Raw genomic sequence first — 13,266 nt, 5'->3', positions numbered from 1 at the left:
CTACATGGAAAACCGTATACTAAAATTCGTTGTGACGAAGTTTTCCCTGGCAGTCAGAAGTTTTAATTTGATTGTCTTGCTTGTTCTTTTGGGATTTTTAATGGTCAGGCAAACGTATTCAATAGGTGTTTTGGCTATTTACCATTCAAATGATGTTCATTTGATTTTAGAGCAGGTCGTAAACTTTTTTCTTTATTTTGCTTTTTTCACGATGATTGTTACCTATTTTAAAAACGGAGAATATTTTCAGTTGCGAAATTTGATTTATATCGGAATTACTGCAACACTACGGTTTATTATTGTCAATCGTTCAGATGCTTTTCAAAACCTGCTTTTATCGATTGTTATTCTTCTGTTGATTTTCAGCTATCTTTTATTAACTCCTTCAAAGAAGAGATTTCGCAGTTACCTTAAGGCAAAAAGGAGGAAAAGAGATGAGCAAAAAGGAGCATCAATTTAACGAGATTGTTCGTAAGGTGAGAAAAGATTTATTTGGAAAAGGGCGACTCCATAAAAACCATTTTTGTTGATAATATGGCGATCACAACCTTAAAGGGCAATCTGACTCCGGTCGAAAAATTCATTATGCACAGCCCTGAAGGTTTTGAACAGATACACAGGGCAAGAACAAAAATGATTCAGGATTATTATAAAAAGCATAGTCCAGTTGAACTGGAAGAGTTAATAGGATCAAAAATGGTTCAATTATTTTCAGACATCAACATAGAGGAAGATATCGCAATGTCGGTCTTTGTGTTTGAGCAGCCGATCGAGAGGTGAGTAATATCGAACTCCAGAATGAAACCACTTTTACGATTACTCGTTTTCAAGATGGGGAATTATTGAAAGTCGACGACACAATCGTAACTGAATTTCCAATCACCATTAAATTGAACCAGGAAGAATTTGCAACACTTGTCTGTACACCGGAATACTTGGAGGACATGGTCATCGGGTTTCTGGCATCGGAGAATGTGATAAAAAATATTAATGATATCGATGATTTATGGATTGAAGAAGGGCGTGGTTTTGCTCATGTCACTGTTAAAAATAAACCTGATTTGTATGAACAATTCCGGTCCAAAAGATATATAACCTCATGCTGCGGTATGTCCCGACAAGGCTTTTATTTTGTTAACGATGCACTCACAGTGAAAAAACTGCATCATATCAATCTGACATTAACCCCAAAAGATTGTATTTCGATGATGGAGGTATTGCAGGAACAGGCATCCACCTTTATGAGGACAGGCGGAGTCCATAATGCAGTTTTATGTGGGAGTGATGGGCTGCAGCTATTGCGAATGGATATCGGAAGACATAATGCCCTTGATAAATTGTATGGACACTGTGTGAAAAACTCAATATCTACTGATGATAAGGTTCTCGTATTCAGCGGTCGCATATCGAGTGAGATTTTAATTAAAGCCTCCAAAATGGGATGCTGCATAGTCCTCTCAAAGTCTGCTCCGACTGAGCTCGCTCTTGAAATGGCAAACAAGCTGGGAATCACGACCGTTGGATTTATCCGGAATCAAAGCTTCAATATTTATACCCATGATTGGAGAATTGTGGAGGGTTTAAAGGAATAATGAGCTATGAGTATATGAATCCCCAAGAGCAGTGAACATTACTGCTCTTTAAGTTTATCAACTATTATATAAACCTCCGATTTAGTTAGTTGATTTTAAAAATAGGCTCCTTTAATATTTGTATGTACAAGTAATGTTTTTATCTCAAAGAATGATTTATCTGATGAAATACATACTAAATAAATCTTATATATCATCTAATGCACAGGAGGAAAAATGAATGAAAGCATTATTGCTGCAAGATAAGGATCAATGGAAAGAGATGATTATAAAAGATGCTGAGATGCCATCGCCGGCAAAAGGGGAGCTATTGGTCGAAGTGCATGCAGTGAGCTCAATCCTGTTGATTACAAAACGGCAACTGGCGGGAACCCCAACTGGTCATATCCTCATATCTTAGGGTTGGATGTTGCGGGAACGGTGGCAGCTATAGGTGAAGGCGTGACAGATTGGAACAAAGGCGATCGGGTTGTTTATCATGGTGACTTGACTAAAAAAGGCGGTTTTGCGGAATTTGCTGTCACTACGGCAAAAAGTGTTTCAAAAATCCCGGATGCCATATCATTTGAGGAAGCGGCTGCTTTACCGACTGCTGGTTATACTGCCTATCAAGCCCTAAATCGAAAGCTGCCTCTTCAGCATTTTAAAACCATCCTTATTCATGGCGGTGCAGGTGGAGTTGGAGGTTTTGCAGTCCAGCTTGCAAGGCATGCGGGTCTGACAGTTTTTTCAACAGCCTCTTCTCACAATCATGATTACGTTAAATCGCTGGGCGCTGATTATGTAATCGATTATCGAAATGAGGACTTCAAGGCAAAAGTAATGGAACTGACAAATGGCCGAGGAGTAGACGCAGTCCTTGATACTGTCAGCAGGCAGAGTGCGACGGATTCATTGGATGTTCTTGCCTTTGGAGGACATATTGCCTTTATTGCAGGCCTCCTGATTTCACTGTAATCAATCCGTTTACAAAATCACCTTCCTATCATGAAGTAGCGCTGGGTGCGGCGCATCAATCCAACGATCCGGTCGCATTGGAGAATTTGGCGGAAATGGGAAATGAGCTTCTTGCGTTAGTTGAACAAAAAGCAGTTTCCCCGATGCTTCAAGAAATTATTACCTTGGAAGATATCCCGCAGGCATTGGTACGACTTTCTGAGCGGCACGTGAAAGGGAAAATTGTCGCTAAAATAGAATAAACTATAAAATGAACAAGCCTCCATTAAAAACAGAGGCTTGTTTTTTGTTTTGTTTACTAGGAACCATTTCTTTTATTTAATTTTAAGAATTGTTAGAATATAATTGAAGGCACATCTAATTTTTAAAAAGGGGATTGGAAGAATGGGCAATAGTGCAATAAACACTGGTAAAAAAGCATTGGAACTAATCTCGGATGAAACAAATAAAATCTTTGAAAAATTATTAAGTGACTCAAAGGTAAGGATAGGGCTGGATTTCCTTAAGGAAGATAACAAAAATACCACAGCCGAGCAAATCTCCATTACGGCTATAGCTGCCCCGACTTTTCAGGAGCAGGAACGCGGTCTGGATTATAAGCAAAGGTTAGTAGAGTATGGTTTGGAGAATGTAGAGATAGATAGTCAAGGAAATGTATTTGGCATTCGGCGAGGAAAGGGAATAGGGCCAAAGCTGGTTGTTTCCTCTCACCTTGACACCGTGTTTCCTGAAGGAACGGACGTTGTAGCAAAAGAGCGGGATGGGAGGATTTATGCACCAGGAATTTCTGATAATGGAAGAGGGTTAGCGGCTGTTCTTACCCTTTTAAGGGCTATTGAAAAAGCTGATATACATACTGAAGGGGACATCATCTTTGGCGCTACTGTTGGTGAAGAAGGACTAGGCGATTTAAATGGGGTTAAGGCGCTTTTCGAGAAAAATCTGGATATCGATGGCTTTATTTCGATAGAACCTGGCAGTCCTGAACGTATTACTTACCTTGCCACAGGAAGCCGCAGATACAGAGTAACCTACACAGGCCTGGCGGACATAGTTTTGGGGATTTTGGAACTCCAAGTGCAATCCACGCTTTGGGAAGAGCGGTTGCGATGATAAGTGACATTCAAACTCCAAATGATCCAAAGACAACGTTTAATGTTGGAACCATCAATGGTGGAACGTCAGTCAATACGATTTCAGCGAGTGCTAATATGCTTATTGATATGCGGTCTGTTTCTCCTGTTGCATTAACAGAACTAGAGGACCAGGTCATTACCATTCTAAAAAAAGCGGCTGAAGAGGAAAATAAACGATGGGATACCGATCAAATTCAAGTTGACATTAAACTAGTCGGTGACACCGGCGGGTTCACAGCCAGAAGACAGCATCATTGTTCAAGCTTCCCTGGCTTCTGCAAATGTACTTGGGTTTGAGCCGATTTTAGATGACCCAAGCAGTACGGATTCGAATGTACCAATTAGTTTAGGCATTCCTGCCGTGACACTTGGAGGTGGCGGTGAGTTTGGCGGCTGTCATACTTTAGAGGAATACTATAATCCGAAGGATGCCTTTTATGGTGTTCAAAAGATATTTTTAACAATGCTTGGACTGGTCGGAGTGGAAAATGTAAGCCAACCGCTGCTGACAAAAAAATAGATTATAAGGAGGCAGGATTCCTGCCTTTTTTGTCGTCTAGGAAATTATAAAATTAAATGATGTGGAAAACTTCTACAAGTTGTATTAATCTAGCTCCAGCTCCCAGCCCCTCGGGGTCATAAGCCAAATCACTCCAGAAATCAGGATTTCCTGCGTGATTCGTCTTATGCCTGTCGGGGCTAAACAGGGCGCTTGCGTCTTTTGTTCTTTTTGCAAAATATTTAGAAAATACAAAGGAATTTTTCTTCGAATACCGAAATAATAATAATATTATATTTTATTAGGAGGCTGTTTTGATGGTTAATCCACAATTGGACGAGCTAAGACTTTATACGAAAGAGTTAGTTACGGATTCTGTTGAAATTTTAAAGGAATATTTATCATTTCCGACGATCTCTGCTCAAGGAACTGCTATCCCGGAAACAGTCGAATATGTTGTGAAAATGGTTCATGATGCTGGCGGTGAGGCGCAGGTGCTGGATAATTTAGGGGGAAATCCGGTAGTTTATGCAAGTTTCGAAGCTGGTGAAAAGGGTGATGATACTAAAACATTATTATTTTATAATCATTATGATGTTCAGCCTCCTGATCCTTTGGATGAATGGAATTCAGAACCGTTTAGTCCTGTGATTAAAGATGGTGTTCTTTTTGCCAGAGGAGTTGCCGATAATAAAGGTGATTTGGTTGCCCGTTTGACTGCAATTAAAGTTCTGCAAAAAGCAGGTGGCGGGCTGCCTTGCAATATTAAATTTTTAATAGAAGGCGAAGAAGAAATTGGAAGTCCGAGTCTTGCTCCGTATTTGAGAGAATATAAGGAATTATTTAAGGCTGATGCTTGTATTTGGGAATTTGGCGGAAAAGACGCCGAAGAAAGAATCAATATGGTTGCTGGAATAAAAGGAATGGCGTATTTAGAGCTTAGCTGCAAGGGTGCGGATATTGACATGCACTCCTCGGTTGGAGCCTATGTAGATAATGCAGCATGGAGATTGGTTCAGGCTCTCGCAACAATGAAAAATCAAGAGAATGAAATTTTAGTAGAAGGCTTTTATGAAGGTATAATCCCGCCGACTGAGGAAGAAAAGCAAGCGGTCCAAGCTCTGCCTTTCGATGAAGAGGCAGTAAGCAAGCTTTATGGATTAAAGCGGCCTCTTATTACGGCGGTTAAAGGCCAGGATCCAAGAGAAGCAATGGTTTTTCATCCGACAATGACGATCTGTGGTCTAGTCAGCGGATATACCGGTGATGGAACCAAAACCGTTCTTCCAAAAAATGCGAAGGCTAAAATAGATTGCCGATTGGTACCTGGGCAGGACCCGGATCATATTTTGGAATGCATTAAAAAGCACCTGCAAAAACACGGATTCCATGATATAGAGGCAACTCTTGTAAATGGCCAAAAAGCTTACCGATCAAATTATAAACATCCGTTTGTAAAACATGTAATTGACACCGCAAACGAAGTATACCCAGCTGGAACCGTACTCGCTCCAAATTCTGCCGGTACTGGACCAATGTTTGAATTCGGTGCACAGCTGCAGCTTCCAATCGTCAGCACAGGAGTAGGCTGGATCCAATCCAAGGCACATGCTCCAAATGAATCAATCCGCCTTGAAGATTTTGAACAGGGGATTGTCCATATGGCTTATATGCTGTCCGGTTTCGCTTCTGCACTCAAGGAAACACACGAAAGCATTGAAGCATAACTATCAGTTTGAGATAAGAAATTAAGCAGTAGAGAAGGGGAGAATAAATGAGTATCGGAATACAGCCCTTTTTACATGTTCGTACGGCAAGACAGCCTGCATATCATCCTGATGGCAGTAGAATTAGTTTTATTACGGATTACACTGGCCTACCGCAGGTGTGGGAACTTAATGTTAACGGAGGATGGCCATCACAAAGTTCCTTCACGGAAGAAAGAATTATGTTTGTCAGCTACATAGCAGGAACCTCTAAGCGCATTATTGGAATGGATGTTGGAGTAAATGAAAAACAGCAGTTATTTTTATTAAATGGTGACGGTGAACTGCAGCCGCTTACAGACTCATTAGACCATATCCACCAATATGGAGGCAGTTCTCCTGATGGAACCTGGATTGCATGGGCAAGCAACAGAAGACATGCTGCTTACTTTGATATTTATGTTCAGAACCTTGAGACACTTGAAATCAAGCAGGTGTTTTTGGGGGACGGGATGTATCATGTGATGAAGTGGTCTCCAGACGGGCAATCGCTTTTAATTGAAAAGGTTAATTCTAACCTTGATAATGATTTGGGATTGCTGGATGTAAATACTGGAGAACTATCATGGCTGACACTTCATGAAGAGGAAGCGAAATTTGAAGATCCCCAGTTCAGCACTGATGGCAGCGAACTGTATGTTTTAACAAATAAAGGACGTGAATTCACAGGCCTGGCAGCACTCCATATCGCTGCGAAGGAATTAAAATGGATCGACCAAAGGGAATGGGACTTAGAGGATTTAAAGATTTCCCCTGATAATAAGTTGCTGGCCTATTCAGTTAATGTAAGCGGAATGTCAAAGGGCATTATTTATGATATAGAAAAGCATTCTTTTAGCAGGTGGGAGACTCCGGATGGGGTTATCACAGACATGACGTTTTCACCTGATAACAAGAAGCTCGCTTATGTGTTTAATGGAGCAGCTCAGCCTTCTGATATTTGGGAGCTTGACCTAAAAACCTATCAATCTTCCAGGGTGACGTATGTTTCTCGATTGCCTGTTGTGGAAGAACAGTTGATTGAACCGGTGCTCATAACCTTTAAATCGTTCGATAATCTTGAAGTTCCTGCCTTTTATTACAGGCCAAAAATGCTGACGGCAAGCTGCCAGTTGTGGTATTTGTCCATGGAGGTCCGGAATCTCAAATTCGCGCGGTTTATAATCCTTTCCTACAATATTTCCTGAGTCGGGGGTATGCGGTATGCACCCCAAATGTAAGAGGGAGCACAGGTTACGGGAAAAGCTATACCCATTTGGATGATGCCAGAAAAAGGATGGATTCTGTTAAGGATTTGACTGCCCTTGTGAAGTGGCTTAAAGAGGAAGGTAATGCGGACCCTGATAAAATTGCTGTAATGGGGCGCAGCTATGGAGGATTTATGGTTCTCGCAGCTATTACCCATTATCCGGAATTATGGTCTGCGGCGATCGATATCGTCGGAATATCCAGCTTCAGGACGTTCCTGGAAAACACCAGTGTATGGCGCCGTAAGCTTAGAGAAGACGAGTATGGCAGCATTGAAAATGATGGCGATTTCTTTGATGAGATTGACCCGCTCCATCGCACAAAAGACATTCAATGCCCAGTTATGGTACTTCACGGAGCAAACGACCCGCGGGTGCCAATAGAAGAAACAGAGCAAATTGTAGATGAATTAAATAGCAGAAACCACCCTGTTAAATACATCCGGTTTGAAGATGAAGGGCATTTCTTTGTGAAGCTTAAGAATAATATTACTGCCTATACCGGTGTGGCTGACTTCCTTGATGAATACATTGGGAAGGTTGCAACGACTGTGGTTGAGTAGTCCTTAAAGAGGAGCAGCCCACTTGTGGGCTGCTTTTTTGTCGTCTAGGAAATTATAAAATTAAATGATGTGAATAACTTCTACAAGTTGTATTAATCTAGCTCCAGCACCCAGCCAGTTTTCACCTTTGAATAGCACCTTTGAATATCTTGCTCCAAGCATGACCTTTAGGTGATGCTTGGAGCAGCTCGGGGTCATAAGCCAAATCACTCCAGAAATCAGGACAAGGAACACTTCGGAAGCATCCGCATCGCACGAAGGAAAAGCGATAGCTTTTCCGAGGATGACTGCGTGATTCGTCTTATGCCTGTCGGGGCTAACCAGGGCGCTTGCGCCTTTTGTTCCTGGTCCATTATAAGGATCCATTCATGATAGCAGGCTTGACTTCAATAATTACATTGCCTTGAAGCGCCCGGCTAATCATGCAGGATTTTTCGGCTTTTTCAGCCAGTGTTTGTGCCAGTTCATGGTCTTTTTCACTCGCGTCATGCTTTAAAACAATAAGAGGGTGATGAGTAATTCTTTTATAAGTAATAACTCCACGAGTCACATCAACAATTCCTTCCGATTCCATTGTTAATTGTTGTTTCTGCAAATGACTCCGTTCCATCATCGCAGCGAGTGTAATAATATAACAGGTTGCCGCAGCCCCTAGTAGCATTTCATCTGGATTGGTACCTATGCCGGGACCATCCATTTCCGGCGGGATCGATACCTTTGTAATTAAATTACCTGCTTCGATAGTTCCTACATCGTTTCTCAAACCCGGCCAGTTTGCTTTTAAATGAAATCGGTGCTCTGCCATTCTATCTTCCTTCCAGTATTTAAAGTTAAATGCATGCAGTAAAGATATTAATTCGTATTTTCAGGGGAAAAACGAGGTTGAATTTGATGCTTTTTCAAATTTAAGTGGATCCCCCACAAATAAAATAAGATACTAAAGAGAGAAACGATTAGTAAAAATAAAAACATAATATGGCTATTAAATACAGTTAACAGCAAGCCTGATAATCCAGGTCCGATAAATGAACCGAGCGTTGTAAAGCTAACCGCCCCGTAATAGCTTCCTCTGATATTATCAGGAGTTATTTCATCAATTATGGCATATTCCGCAGGGATAAGAAAAGTTTCCCCTATTGTAAAAACAATCATCGAAAATAATAAGGTTAGAAAATTAAAAGATAACCAAAACCCTACAATTCCTGTAGCAAACATGAGGGTTCCTATTGAGATAGAATGTAAAGGTGATTTTTTTTCCATGTACCTTGATATGGGAATGCTTAAAAAAATGATAACAAGTGAATGGGAAGACCATAAAATCCCTAAAAATTTCAGTCCTTGTTTAAAATCCTCATAAAAATATTGGGAAAGAGTGACCGAAAATTGGCCATGTACTGTTGTAGCCAGTATCCCTCCAAGCAGGAATAAAAATAGAACCTTGTCTTTTGCCAGTGCCTTAATGGACTCTTTCATCGTTACCTTCTTTTGTGGCTCCGGATTACCATTACTTTTATATTTAATTAAAAGAGTATTAAGCAGGATGCTATATGTTAGAAAAATAACAAAAGAAATATAAAATGGAACTGTGCTAGCGGCTTTTAACCCCCAAATGGTACCGATAATCGGCCAATAGCAAACCCCAGATTCCCACAAAAATATTTCATCGAGAATACTTTAAGCCGCTTTTTACTCTCCGTCAAATCTCCAATCAAGGCCTTGGAACAAGGATCAAAAAACGATATTGTAAATCCTTTAATAATGGTTAATATCATTAGCACGATAGGAAAGGAATGGAGAGCAAAACCAAACAGAATGAAAGCAGAAAAGAATAAAGAAGCAACCATTACTTTTCTTCTTCCGATTAAATCTGAAGTTGCCCCCCTAAAAACCCACCAAACATCGCCGCCAAAGAACTAGCCCCTATAATGAATCCTATTTGGGCTATTGTAAGATTCGTATATTTCCCTAGATAAATAGCAAAATAAGGAACAATCATGCCGTTCCCTACATTTGTAAGGAACGATCCAATGAGCATCATTTTTACAACAGGATGAAAACCATTCCATGCACCTTTTCTCATAAGCGTTCTTCCGTAATGTAAGAGAGCAATTTATTTTGCATACTATCTACCGTTTCTAATCGAAGACTGTAGCTTTCAACTCTTTCACTTGAATGATGTGCTCTAATTAGCCCGGCAGACCTGAGCATGGCAAGATGATAATGCAAATTGCTCTTCGCCAATTTAGTTATTTCCGCCAGCTCCTTAAAGGTTCGTTGTTTTGAATAAAGACTCTTAAGAACTAAAATCCGATTTGGATCTGACAAACTATTAAAGTAATGAGTCACCCTTTTCTTTATAAATGGGGTATTTTCTTCAAGCTCAATAGGATATAAGCAGGTTATAAACCCGTCATAATAATCAATGACACTTGAAGGAGCATAATGGTATTGAGGGACCAGAAGAATTTTTTGTATACGCTCCGATTGAATGCTAATTCCGTTCGTACTATATTCCACGATATCATCAGCATTCATTGTATTCAGCAGGGCTTCTTTATCCCTTGCATCTTGTTCCAGAGCTTCAAGGATATTTGAATCAATATGCCTGAAATATTGTTCATTCCATTCATGAAACAGGTAAACCAAATGTTCATGCAAGTCAAGCATATCTCTTGGAACAGACTGTACCCAGGGAAGCATGCAGTCATACAATTCAGAAGGAGATAATTCCTTAAACCAATTTATAAAGTTTTCTGGCGTTCTCTTTCCAGGACACTTGTGAACGAGCAGGCTGATACGATGAAGAACCTCAAGGCGCTTATCTTTTAAAGTTTCCTTAAACGCTGGTCTAAGTCTTTCATCTACTTTCTTTTTCCATTCAGTGCCGAGTTCATAAATTTTCAATCGGTCTTTATTAATATAAAAGTATAAGCTGGTAATCAACTCATACGCAGGAGCGAAATCCAATTCTATTTTGTACATAACTCAAATCACCCAGTTCTAAAATTTTATAACTAATTAAGTTATAATTTTATAGAACAGCGATAAATAAGTCAATAATTAACATTTTTGTCCTCCTAGAAATTATTCGTTGCGATCAAGTTCTGCAAAAAAATTAGCCTAGATTGACGAGGGGGGCTTTTGAATTATATGATAATGTCATTATTATGTTTAAGTGTTTAAACGGATGATTTCTGGGAAGGTGAAGAAAAATGAAAATTGCGGTCATCGGGGCGACAGGAATGATTGGTCATCATACAGCTAAAGCAGTCCTTGAAAAAGGGCACGAATTAGTCGTCCTACGAAGAAAAACTTCTAATCTCAAAAGGATCAGCGATTTAAATTATATCGATCGTATAATTGATTTTAACAATTCTTCCAGCATTGCAGGGGGATTACAGGATATTGATGCAGTCATCCATTGCGGAGCTTATTATCCTACAGAACCAAGACATTGGAAAGAGGAAGTAATTGTTGCGAATAATCAGATGGAAATTTTCTATGATGCATGTAAAATGGTACATCTAAAGAAAATTGTATACCTCGGTGCCGCGATTGCTTTACCTAAAAGTTTGGACGGAGAGCCAGGAACGGAAAAACTGATCTATGAATCACGGCCAAAATAAAACGCCTTATTTACAGGTGAAATATGAACTGGATTGGTTGGCAAGAGAGAAGGCTAAAGAAGGGTTGCCAGTGGTGATTGCCATTCCGACGATGTGTTTTGGAGAGTATGATTACGGTCCCTCGACGGGAAGGCTCGTTGTAGAAATTGCCAAGGAATCCATGCCAGCTTATATTGAAGGAAATCGAAACGTGATTTATGCAGGTGATGCCGGCAAAGGGATTGTTCTTGCCGCGGAAAAGGGAAGAGCAGGGGAACGATATTTATTTACGGGAACGAACATTTCCATGAGTGATTTGACCCGGAATATTGCTGTTAGCGCAGGAGTGAATCCTCCATCAAAACGGATTCCCCTTCCAATTGCCAAATTATTGGCTTTTCTTTTTGAAACAAAACAAAAGCTAACAGGTGGAAAAGAAGCAAAGCTAAATTCCACCACAGTCGCGATTATGGCTTTAGGACAATTTTTAGAGGGGAAAAAATCAGAAACTGAGCTAGGCTTTACCAGTACTCTATCTTTAGACGAAACGATTGAACGAACGATCCAATGGTTTAGAGAAGAAGGATATATCCCGAATAGAAGATAATCCATTATCAAATTTTGCTAATTATAGAAGAGGAAGCAGCGATTGACTTTATAAAGAATAGGGTTTCATCGACAATACTTTGTTTATCATAATCCATTGAGGCAACATGATAGGAATTTTCAAGAGTTTCAATTCTTTTAAAGACCGATGAGATTCTTTCAAAAATAAAATCTGAATTCTCTGGAGGAACGACATGATCCACCTTTGATTTAAGAATTAAAGCAGGACATGACACAAGGGACAGTTTATTTTTAGTGTGAGCCGCCAGTTGAAGAAGATTCCGAATGGCCGTAACAGGGACTGTGTCATAAACAATTTCATGCACATTTTTAGCATTAATATCAGGATCGTCTTCAGGAATGTACCTTTGTACAGTTTCTTCAGAGTTCCTCTCATAACCAGGTACGGACAGGGCTGCATTTATAGTGATAATTCCATCAAGGGGAATTCCTCTGCTGGCCAGTTCTAAGGCCAGATAGCCCGCCCATTGATTGACCGATCAAATAAATTTCCCTACAGAATGTCCTCAAATAATCGTAGGCTTGAAAAAGTGAATCTATCCAAACTTCAAAATGGCATTGTTCCATTTCAAGAAAGTGGGTACCATGGCCTTTTAGACGAGGCCATATACGGTAAGGCCCGCTCTTGCGAACTGCTCACCAAGGAAACGGACACTCTGGGGAGTCGCATTAAAGCCGTGGCAAATGAGAATACCGATTTCGTTTCCCTGAAAAAAGAATGATTCCGCCCCTGCGATCACTGGATACGCTTTTTCCATAAAATCTCCTCCAAATAAAAAACTCTTTTTGCTTTGGCTGCAAAAAGAGTGCACGGACACTTTTATCAACCAAAGCATTAGCTTTGCTGGTGGGAGCACCTTGCATTTAGCAGGTTGCTGTGAAGTCACGGAGCCAGATCTCTCGTTCACTCTTGATAATTTATATGAATTTAAAGGTTTAAAATAATTTAATAAAATGATGTTAACATTAAATTTTTGAAATAGTCAACTTTTTAATTGACATTCTTTAAATCATGCCTTAGATTTAATTTTAGATTTAAAACCTTATAAAATTGATTCTTATCAAGAGAGGTGGAGGGTATGGCCCAACGAAACCTCGGCAGCAGACTCGAATGAGCACTGTGCCAATTCCAGCAGGAGTGAATCCTGAAAGATAAGAAGAGTGAAGTATTCCTTACGACTGCAAACCTCTTCTTAACTGAGAAGAGGTTTTTATTTTTATATTATATAAGGTAAAAGCAATCTTATATTAATCTATGCGAAAAATTGAATAGT

18 protein-coding genes, 2 pseudogenes and 2 riboswitches are annotated in these 13,266 nt (G+C 40.0%); of the genes and pseudogenes, 12 read left to right on the top strand and 8 right to left on the bottom strand.

Annotated elements, in window-relative coordinates; genetic code table 11:
• The first annotated feature begins 4 nt into the window (after nt 1-4).
• From RCG23_RS07670 to RCG23_RS07625, 10 genes and pseudogenes are all read left to right on the top strand, one after another.
• On the top strand, nt 5-460 hold the full coding sequence (locus RCG23_RS07670; RefSeq protein WP_308179244.1) for a phosphate-starvation-inducible PsiE family protein: 456 nt from the start codon (nt 5-7) through the stop codon (nt 458-460).
• Nucleotides 435-780 (top strand): annotated as a pseudogene (locus RCG23_RS07665) (DUF2294 domain-containing protein). The gene RCG23_RS07670 and the pseudogene RCG23_RS07665 overlap by 26 nt, the downstream one beginning before the upstream one ends.
• A complete protein-coding gene (fdhD, locus tag RCG23_RS07660; RefSeq protein ID WP_374049815.1) occupies nt 777-1,592 on the top strand; it encodes a formate dehydrogenase accessory sulfurtransferase FdhD in 816 nt (271 codons plus the stop codon). Before RCG23_RS07665 ends, fdhD begins: the two are co-directional and overlap by 4 nt.
• 220 nt (nt 1,593-1,812) lie before the next feature.
• Nucleotides 1,813-2,791 (top strand): annotated as a pseudogene (locus tag RCG23_RS07655) (zinc-binding dehydrogenase).
• A gap of 142 nt (nt 2,792-2,933) precedes the next feature.
• Nucleotides 2,934-3,662: a M20/M25/M40 family metallo-hydrolase gene (locus RCG23_RS07650; protein ID WP_308179243.1), complete on the top strand. Its 729-nt coding sequence runs from the start codon at nt 2,934-2,936 to the stop codon at nt 3,660-3,662.
• A complete protein-coding gene (locus tag RCG23_RS07645; RefSeq protein WP_374049814.1) occupies nt 3,659-3,982 on the top strand; it encodes a peptidase dimerization domain-containing protein in 324 nt (107 codons plus the stop codon). Before RCG23_RS07650 ends, RCG23_RS07645 begins: the two co-directional genes overlap by 4 nt.
• Nucleotides 3,903-4,205, top strand: coding sequence for a zinc-binding metallopeptidase family protein (locus tag RCG23_RS07640; protein WP_308180189.1), 303 nt, complete (start codon nt 3,903-3,905; stop codon nt 4,203-4,205). Before RCG23_RS07645 ends, RCG23_RS07640 begins: the two co-directional genes overlap by 80 nt.
• Nucleotides 4,206-4,501: 296 nt before the next feature.
• A complete protein-coding gene (locus tag RCG23_RS07635; protein WP_308179240.1) occupies nt 4,502-5,911 on the top strand; it encodes a M20/M25/M40 family metallo-hydrolase in 1,410 nt (469 codons plus the stop codon).
• A 47-nt stretch (nt 5,912-5,958) separates the two neighbouring features.
• On the top strand, nt 5,959-7,137 hold the full coding sequence (locus RCG23_RS07630) for a hypothetical protein (RefSeq protein WP_308179239.1): 1,179 nt from the start codon (nt 5,959-5,961) through the stop codon (nt 7,135-7,137).
• Nucleotides 7,065-7,760 carry an alpha/beta hydrolase family protein gene (locus RCG23_RS07625; protein ID WP_308179238.1) on the top strand — a complete coding sequence of 232 codons (696 nt, stop codon included), beginning with the start codon at nt 7,065-7,067 and terminating at the stop codon, nt 7,758-7,760. Before RCG23_RS07630 ends, RCG23_RS07625 begins: the two co-directional genes overlap by 73 nt.
• A 60-nt stretch (nt 7,761-7,820) precedes the next feature.
• Here RCG23_RS07625 and RCG23_RS07620 read toward each other — a convergent pair whose 3' ends face one another.
• The 6 genes from RCG23_RS07620 to RCG23_RS07595 all read right to left on the bottom strand — a co-directional run bounded on the left by RCG23_RS07620 (nt 7,821) and on the right by RCG23_RS07595 (nt 10,742).
• On the bottom strand, nt 7,821-8,126 hold the full coding sequence (locus tag RCG23_RS07620) for a hypothetical protein (RefSeq protein ID WP_308179237.1): 306 nt from the start codon (nt 8,124-8,126) through the stop codon (nt 7,821-7,823).
• A complete protein-coding gene (locus RCG23_RS07615; RefSeq protein ID WP_308179236.1) occupies nt 8,113-8,565 on the bottom strand; it encodes an OsmC family protein in 453 nt (150 codons plus the stop codon). The genes RCG23_RS07620 and RCG23_RS07615 overlap by 14 nt, the downstream gene beginning before the upstream one ends.
• A gap of 47 nt (nt 8,566-8,612) precedes the next feature.
• Complete coding sequence (locus RCG23_RS07610) at nt 8,613-9,233, bottom strand: MFS transporter (RefSeq protein ID WP_308179235.1); 621 nt, start codon at nt 9,231-9,233, stop codon at nt 8,613-8,615.
• Between the two features lie 125 nt (nt 9,234-9,358).
• The gene (locus RCG23_RS07605; RefSeq protein ID WP_308179234.1) at nt 9,359-9,604 is read right to left on the bottom strand and encodes an MFS transporter; all 246 of its coding nucleotides are present in this window, start codon (nt 9,602-9,604) and stop codon (nt 9,359-9,361) included.
• Between the two features lie 17 nt (nt 9,605-9,621).
• On the bottom strand, nt 9,622-9,840 hold the full coding sequence (locus tag RCG23_RS07600; protein WP_308179233.1) for a hypothetical protein: 219 nt from the start codon (nt 9,838-9,840) through the stop codon (nt 9,622-9,624).
• Nucleotides 9,837-10,742: an ArsR/SmtB family transcription factor gene (locus tag RCG23_RS07595; protein WP_308179232.1), complete on the bottom strand. Its 906-nt coding sequence runs from the start codon at nt 10,740-10,742 to the stop codon at nt 9,837-9,839. Before RCG23_RS07595 ends, RCG23_RS07600 begins: the two co-directional genes overlap by 4 nt.
• A 230-nt stretch (nt 10,743-10,972) precedes the next feature.
• On the opposite strand from RCG23_RS07595, the gene RCG23_RS07590 reads away from it, so the two are divergent.
• Together RCG23_RS07590 and RCG23_RS07585 are read left to right on the top strand one after the other, a co-directional pair.
• Nucleotides 10,973-11,386: an NAD-dependent epimerase/dehydratase family protein gene (locus tag RCG23_RS07590; protein ID WP_308179231.1), complete on the top strand. Its 414-nt coding sequence runs from the start codon at nt 10,973-10,975 to the stop codon at nt 11,384-11,386.
• Nucleotides 11,367-11,972 (top strand): NAD-dependent epimerase/dehydratase family protein, encoded by a 606-nt coding sequence (locus RCG23_RS07585; protein ID WP_308179230.1) that lies wholly within the window; start codon nt 11,367-11,369, stop codon nt 11,970-11,972. Before RCG23_RS07590 ends, RCG23_RS07585 begins: the two co-directional genes overlap by 20 nt.
• 7 nt (nt 11,973-11,979) lie before the next feature.
• On the opposite strand, the gene RCG23_RS07580 is transcribed toward RCG23_RS07585, so the two are convergent.
• Both RCG23_RS07580 and RCG23_RS07575 read right to left on the bottom strand, forming a co-directional pair.
• Nucleotides 11,980-12,333, bottom strand: a complete 354-nt coding sequence (locus RCG23_RS07580; RefSeq protein WP_308179995.1) for an alpha/beta hydrolase — start codon at nt 12,331-12,333, stop codon at nt 11,980-11,982.
• A gap of 252 nt (nt 12,334-12,585) precedes the next feature.
• Nucleotides 12,586-12,750: an alpha/beta hydrolase gene (locus RCG23_RS07575; protein WP_308179229.1), complete on the bottom strand. Its 165-nt coding sequence runs from the start codon at nt 12,748-12,750 to the stop codon at nt 12,586-12,588.
• 59 nt (nt 12,751-12,809) lie between these two features.
• Nucleotides 12,810-12,912: riboswitch (SAM riboswitch) on the bottom strand.
• Between the two features lie 135 nt (nt 12,913-13,047).
• A riboswitch (SAM riboswitch) is annotated at nt 13,048-13,151 on the top strand.
• Nucleotides 13,152-13,266 lie beyond the last annotated feature (115 nt).

Source organism: Neobacillus sp. PS3-34, from assembly GCF_030915465.1.
In the GTDB taxonomy this organism is placed as follows: Bacteria; Bacillota; Bacilli; order Bacillales; family Cytobacillaceae; genus Neobacillus_A.
The sequence above is the reverse complement of the archived record's forward strand: the minus strand, read 5'-3'. Positions and strand labels throughout refer to the sequence as shown.

What these genes read in the sequence shown, in the direction of transcription:
- RCG23_RS07595 (WP_308179232.1), bottom strand. Translation starts at nt 10,742, where the DNA reads ATGTACAAAATAGAATTGGATTTCGCTCCTGCGTATGAGTTGATTACC.
- RCG23_RS07650 (WP_308179243.1), top strand. Translation starts at nt 2,934, where the DNA reads ATGGGCAATAGTGCAATAAACACTGGTAAAAAAGCATTGGAACTAATC.
- RCG23_RS07600 (WP_308179233.1), bottom strand. Translation starts at nt 9,840, where the DNA reads ATGAGAAAAGGTGCATGGAATGGTTTTCATCCTGTTGTAAAAATGATG.
- RCG23_RS07590 (WP_308179231.1), top strand. Translation starts at nt 10,973, where the DNA reads ATGAAAATTGCGGTCATCGGGGCGACAGGAATGATTGGTCATCATACA.
- RCG23_RS07615 (WP_308179236.1), bottom strand. Translation starts at nt 8,565, where the DNA reads ATGGCAGAGCACCGATTTCATTTAAAAGCAAACTGGCCGGGTTTGAGA.
- RCG23_RS07645 (WP_374049814.1), top strand. Translation starts at nt 3,659, where the DNA reads ATGATAAGTGACATTCAAACTCCAAATGATCCAAAGACAACGTTTAAT.
- RCG23_RS07575 (WP_308179229.1), bottom strand. Translation starts at nt 12,750, where the DNA reads ATGGAAAAAGCGTATCCAGTGATCGCAGGGGCGGAATCATTCTTTTTT.
- RCG23_RS07635 (WP_308179240.1), top strand. Translation starts at nt 4,502, where the DNA reads ATGGTTAATCCACAATTGGACGAGCTAAGACTTTATACGAAAGAGTTA.
- RCG23_RS07670 (WP_308179244.1), top strand. Translation starts at nt 5, where the DNA reads ATGGAAAACCGTATACTAAAATTCGTTGTGACGAAGTTTTCCCTGGCA.
- RCG23_RS07605 (WP_308179234.1), bottom strand. Translation starts at nt 9,604, where the DNA reads ATGGTTGCTTCTTTATTCTTTTCTGCTTTCATTCTGTTTGGTTTTGCT.
- RCG23_RS07630 (WP_308179239.1), top strand. Translation starts at nt 5,959, where the DNA reads ATGAGTATCGGAATACAGCCCTTTTTACATGTTCGTACGGCAAGACAG.
- RCG23_RS07610 (WP_308179235.1), bottom strand. Translation starts at nt 9,233, where the DNA reads ATGAAAGAGTCCATTAAGGCACTGGCAAAAGACAAGGTTCTATTTTTA.
- RCG23_RS07585 (WP_308179230.1), top strand. Translation starts at nt 11,367, where the DNA reads ATGAATCACGGCCAAAATAAAACGCCTTATTTACAGGTGAAATATGAA.
- RCG23_RS07620 (WP_308179237.1), bottom strand. Translation starts at nt 8,126, where the DNA reads ATGGATCCTTATAATGGACCAGGAACAAAAGGCGCAAGCGCCCTGGTT.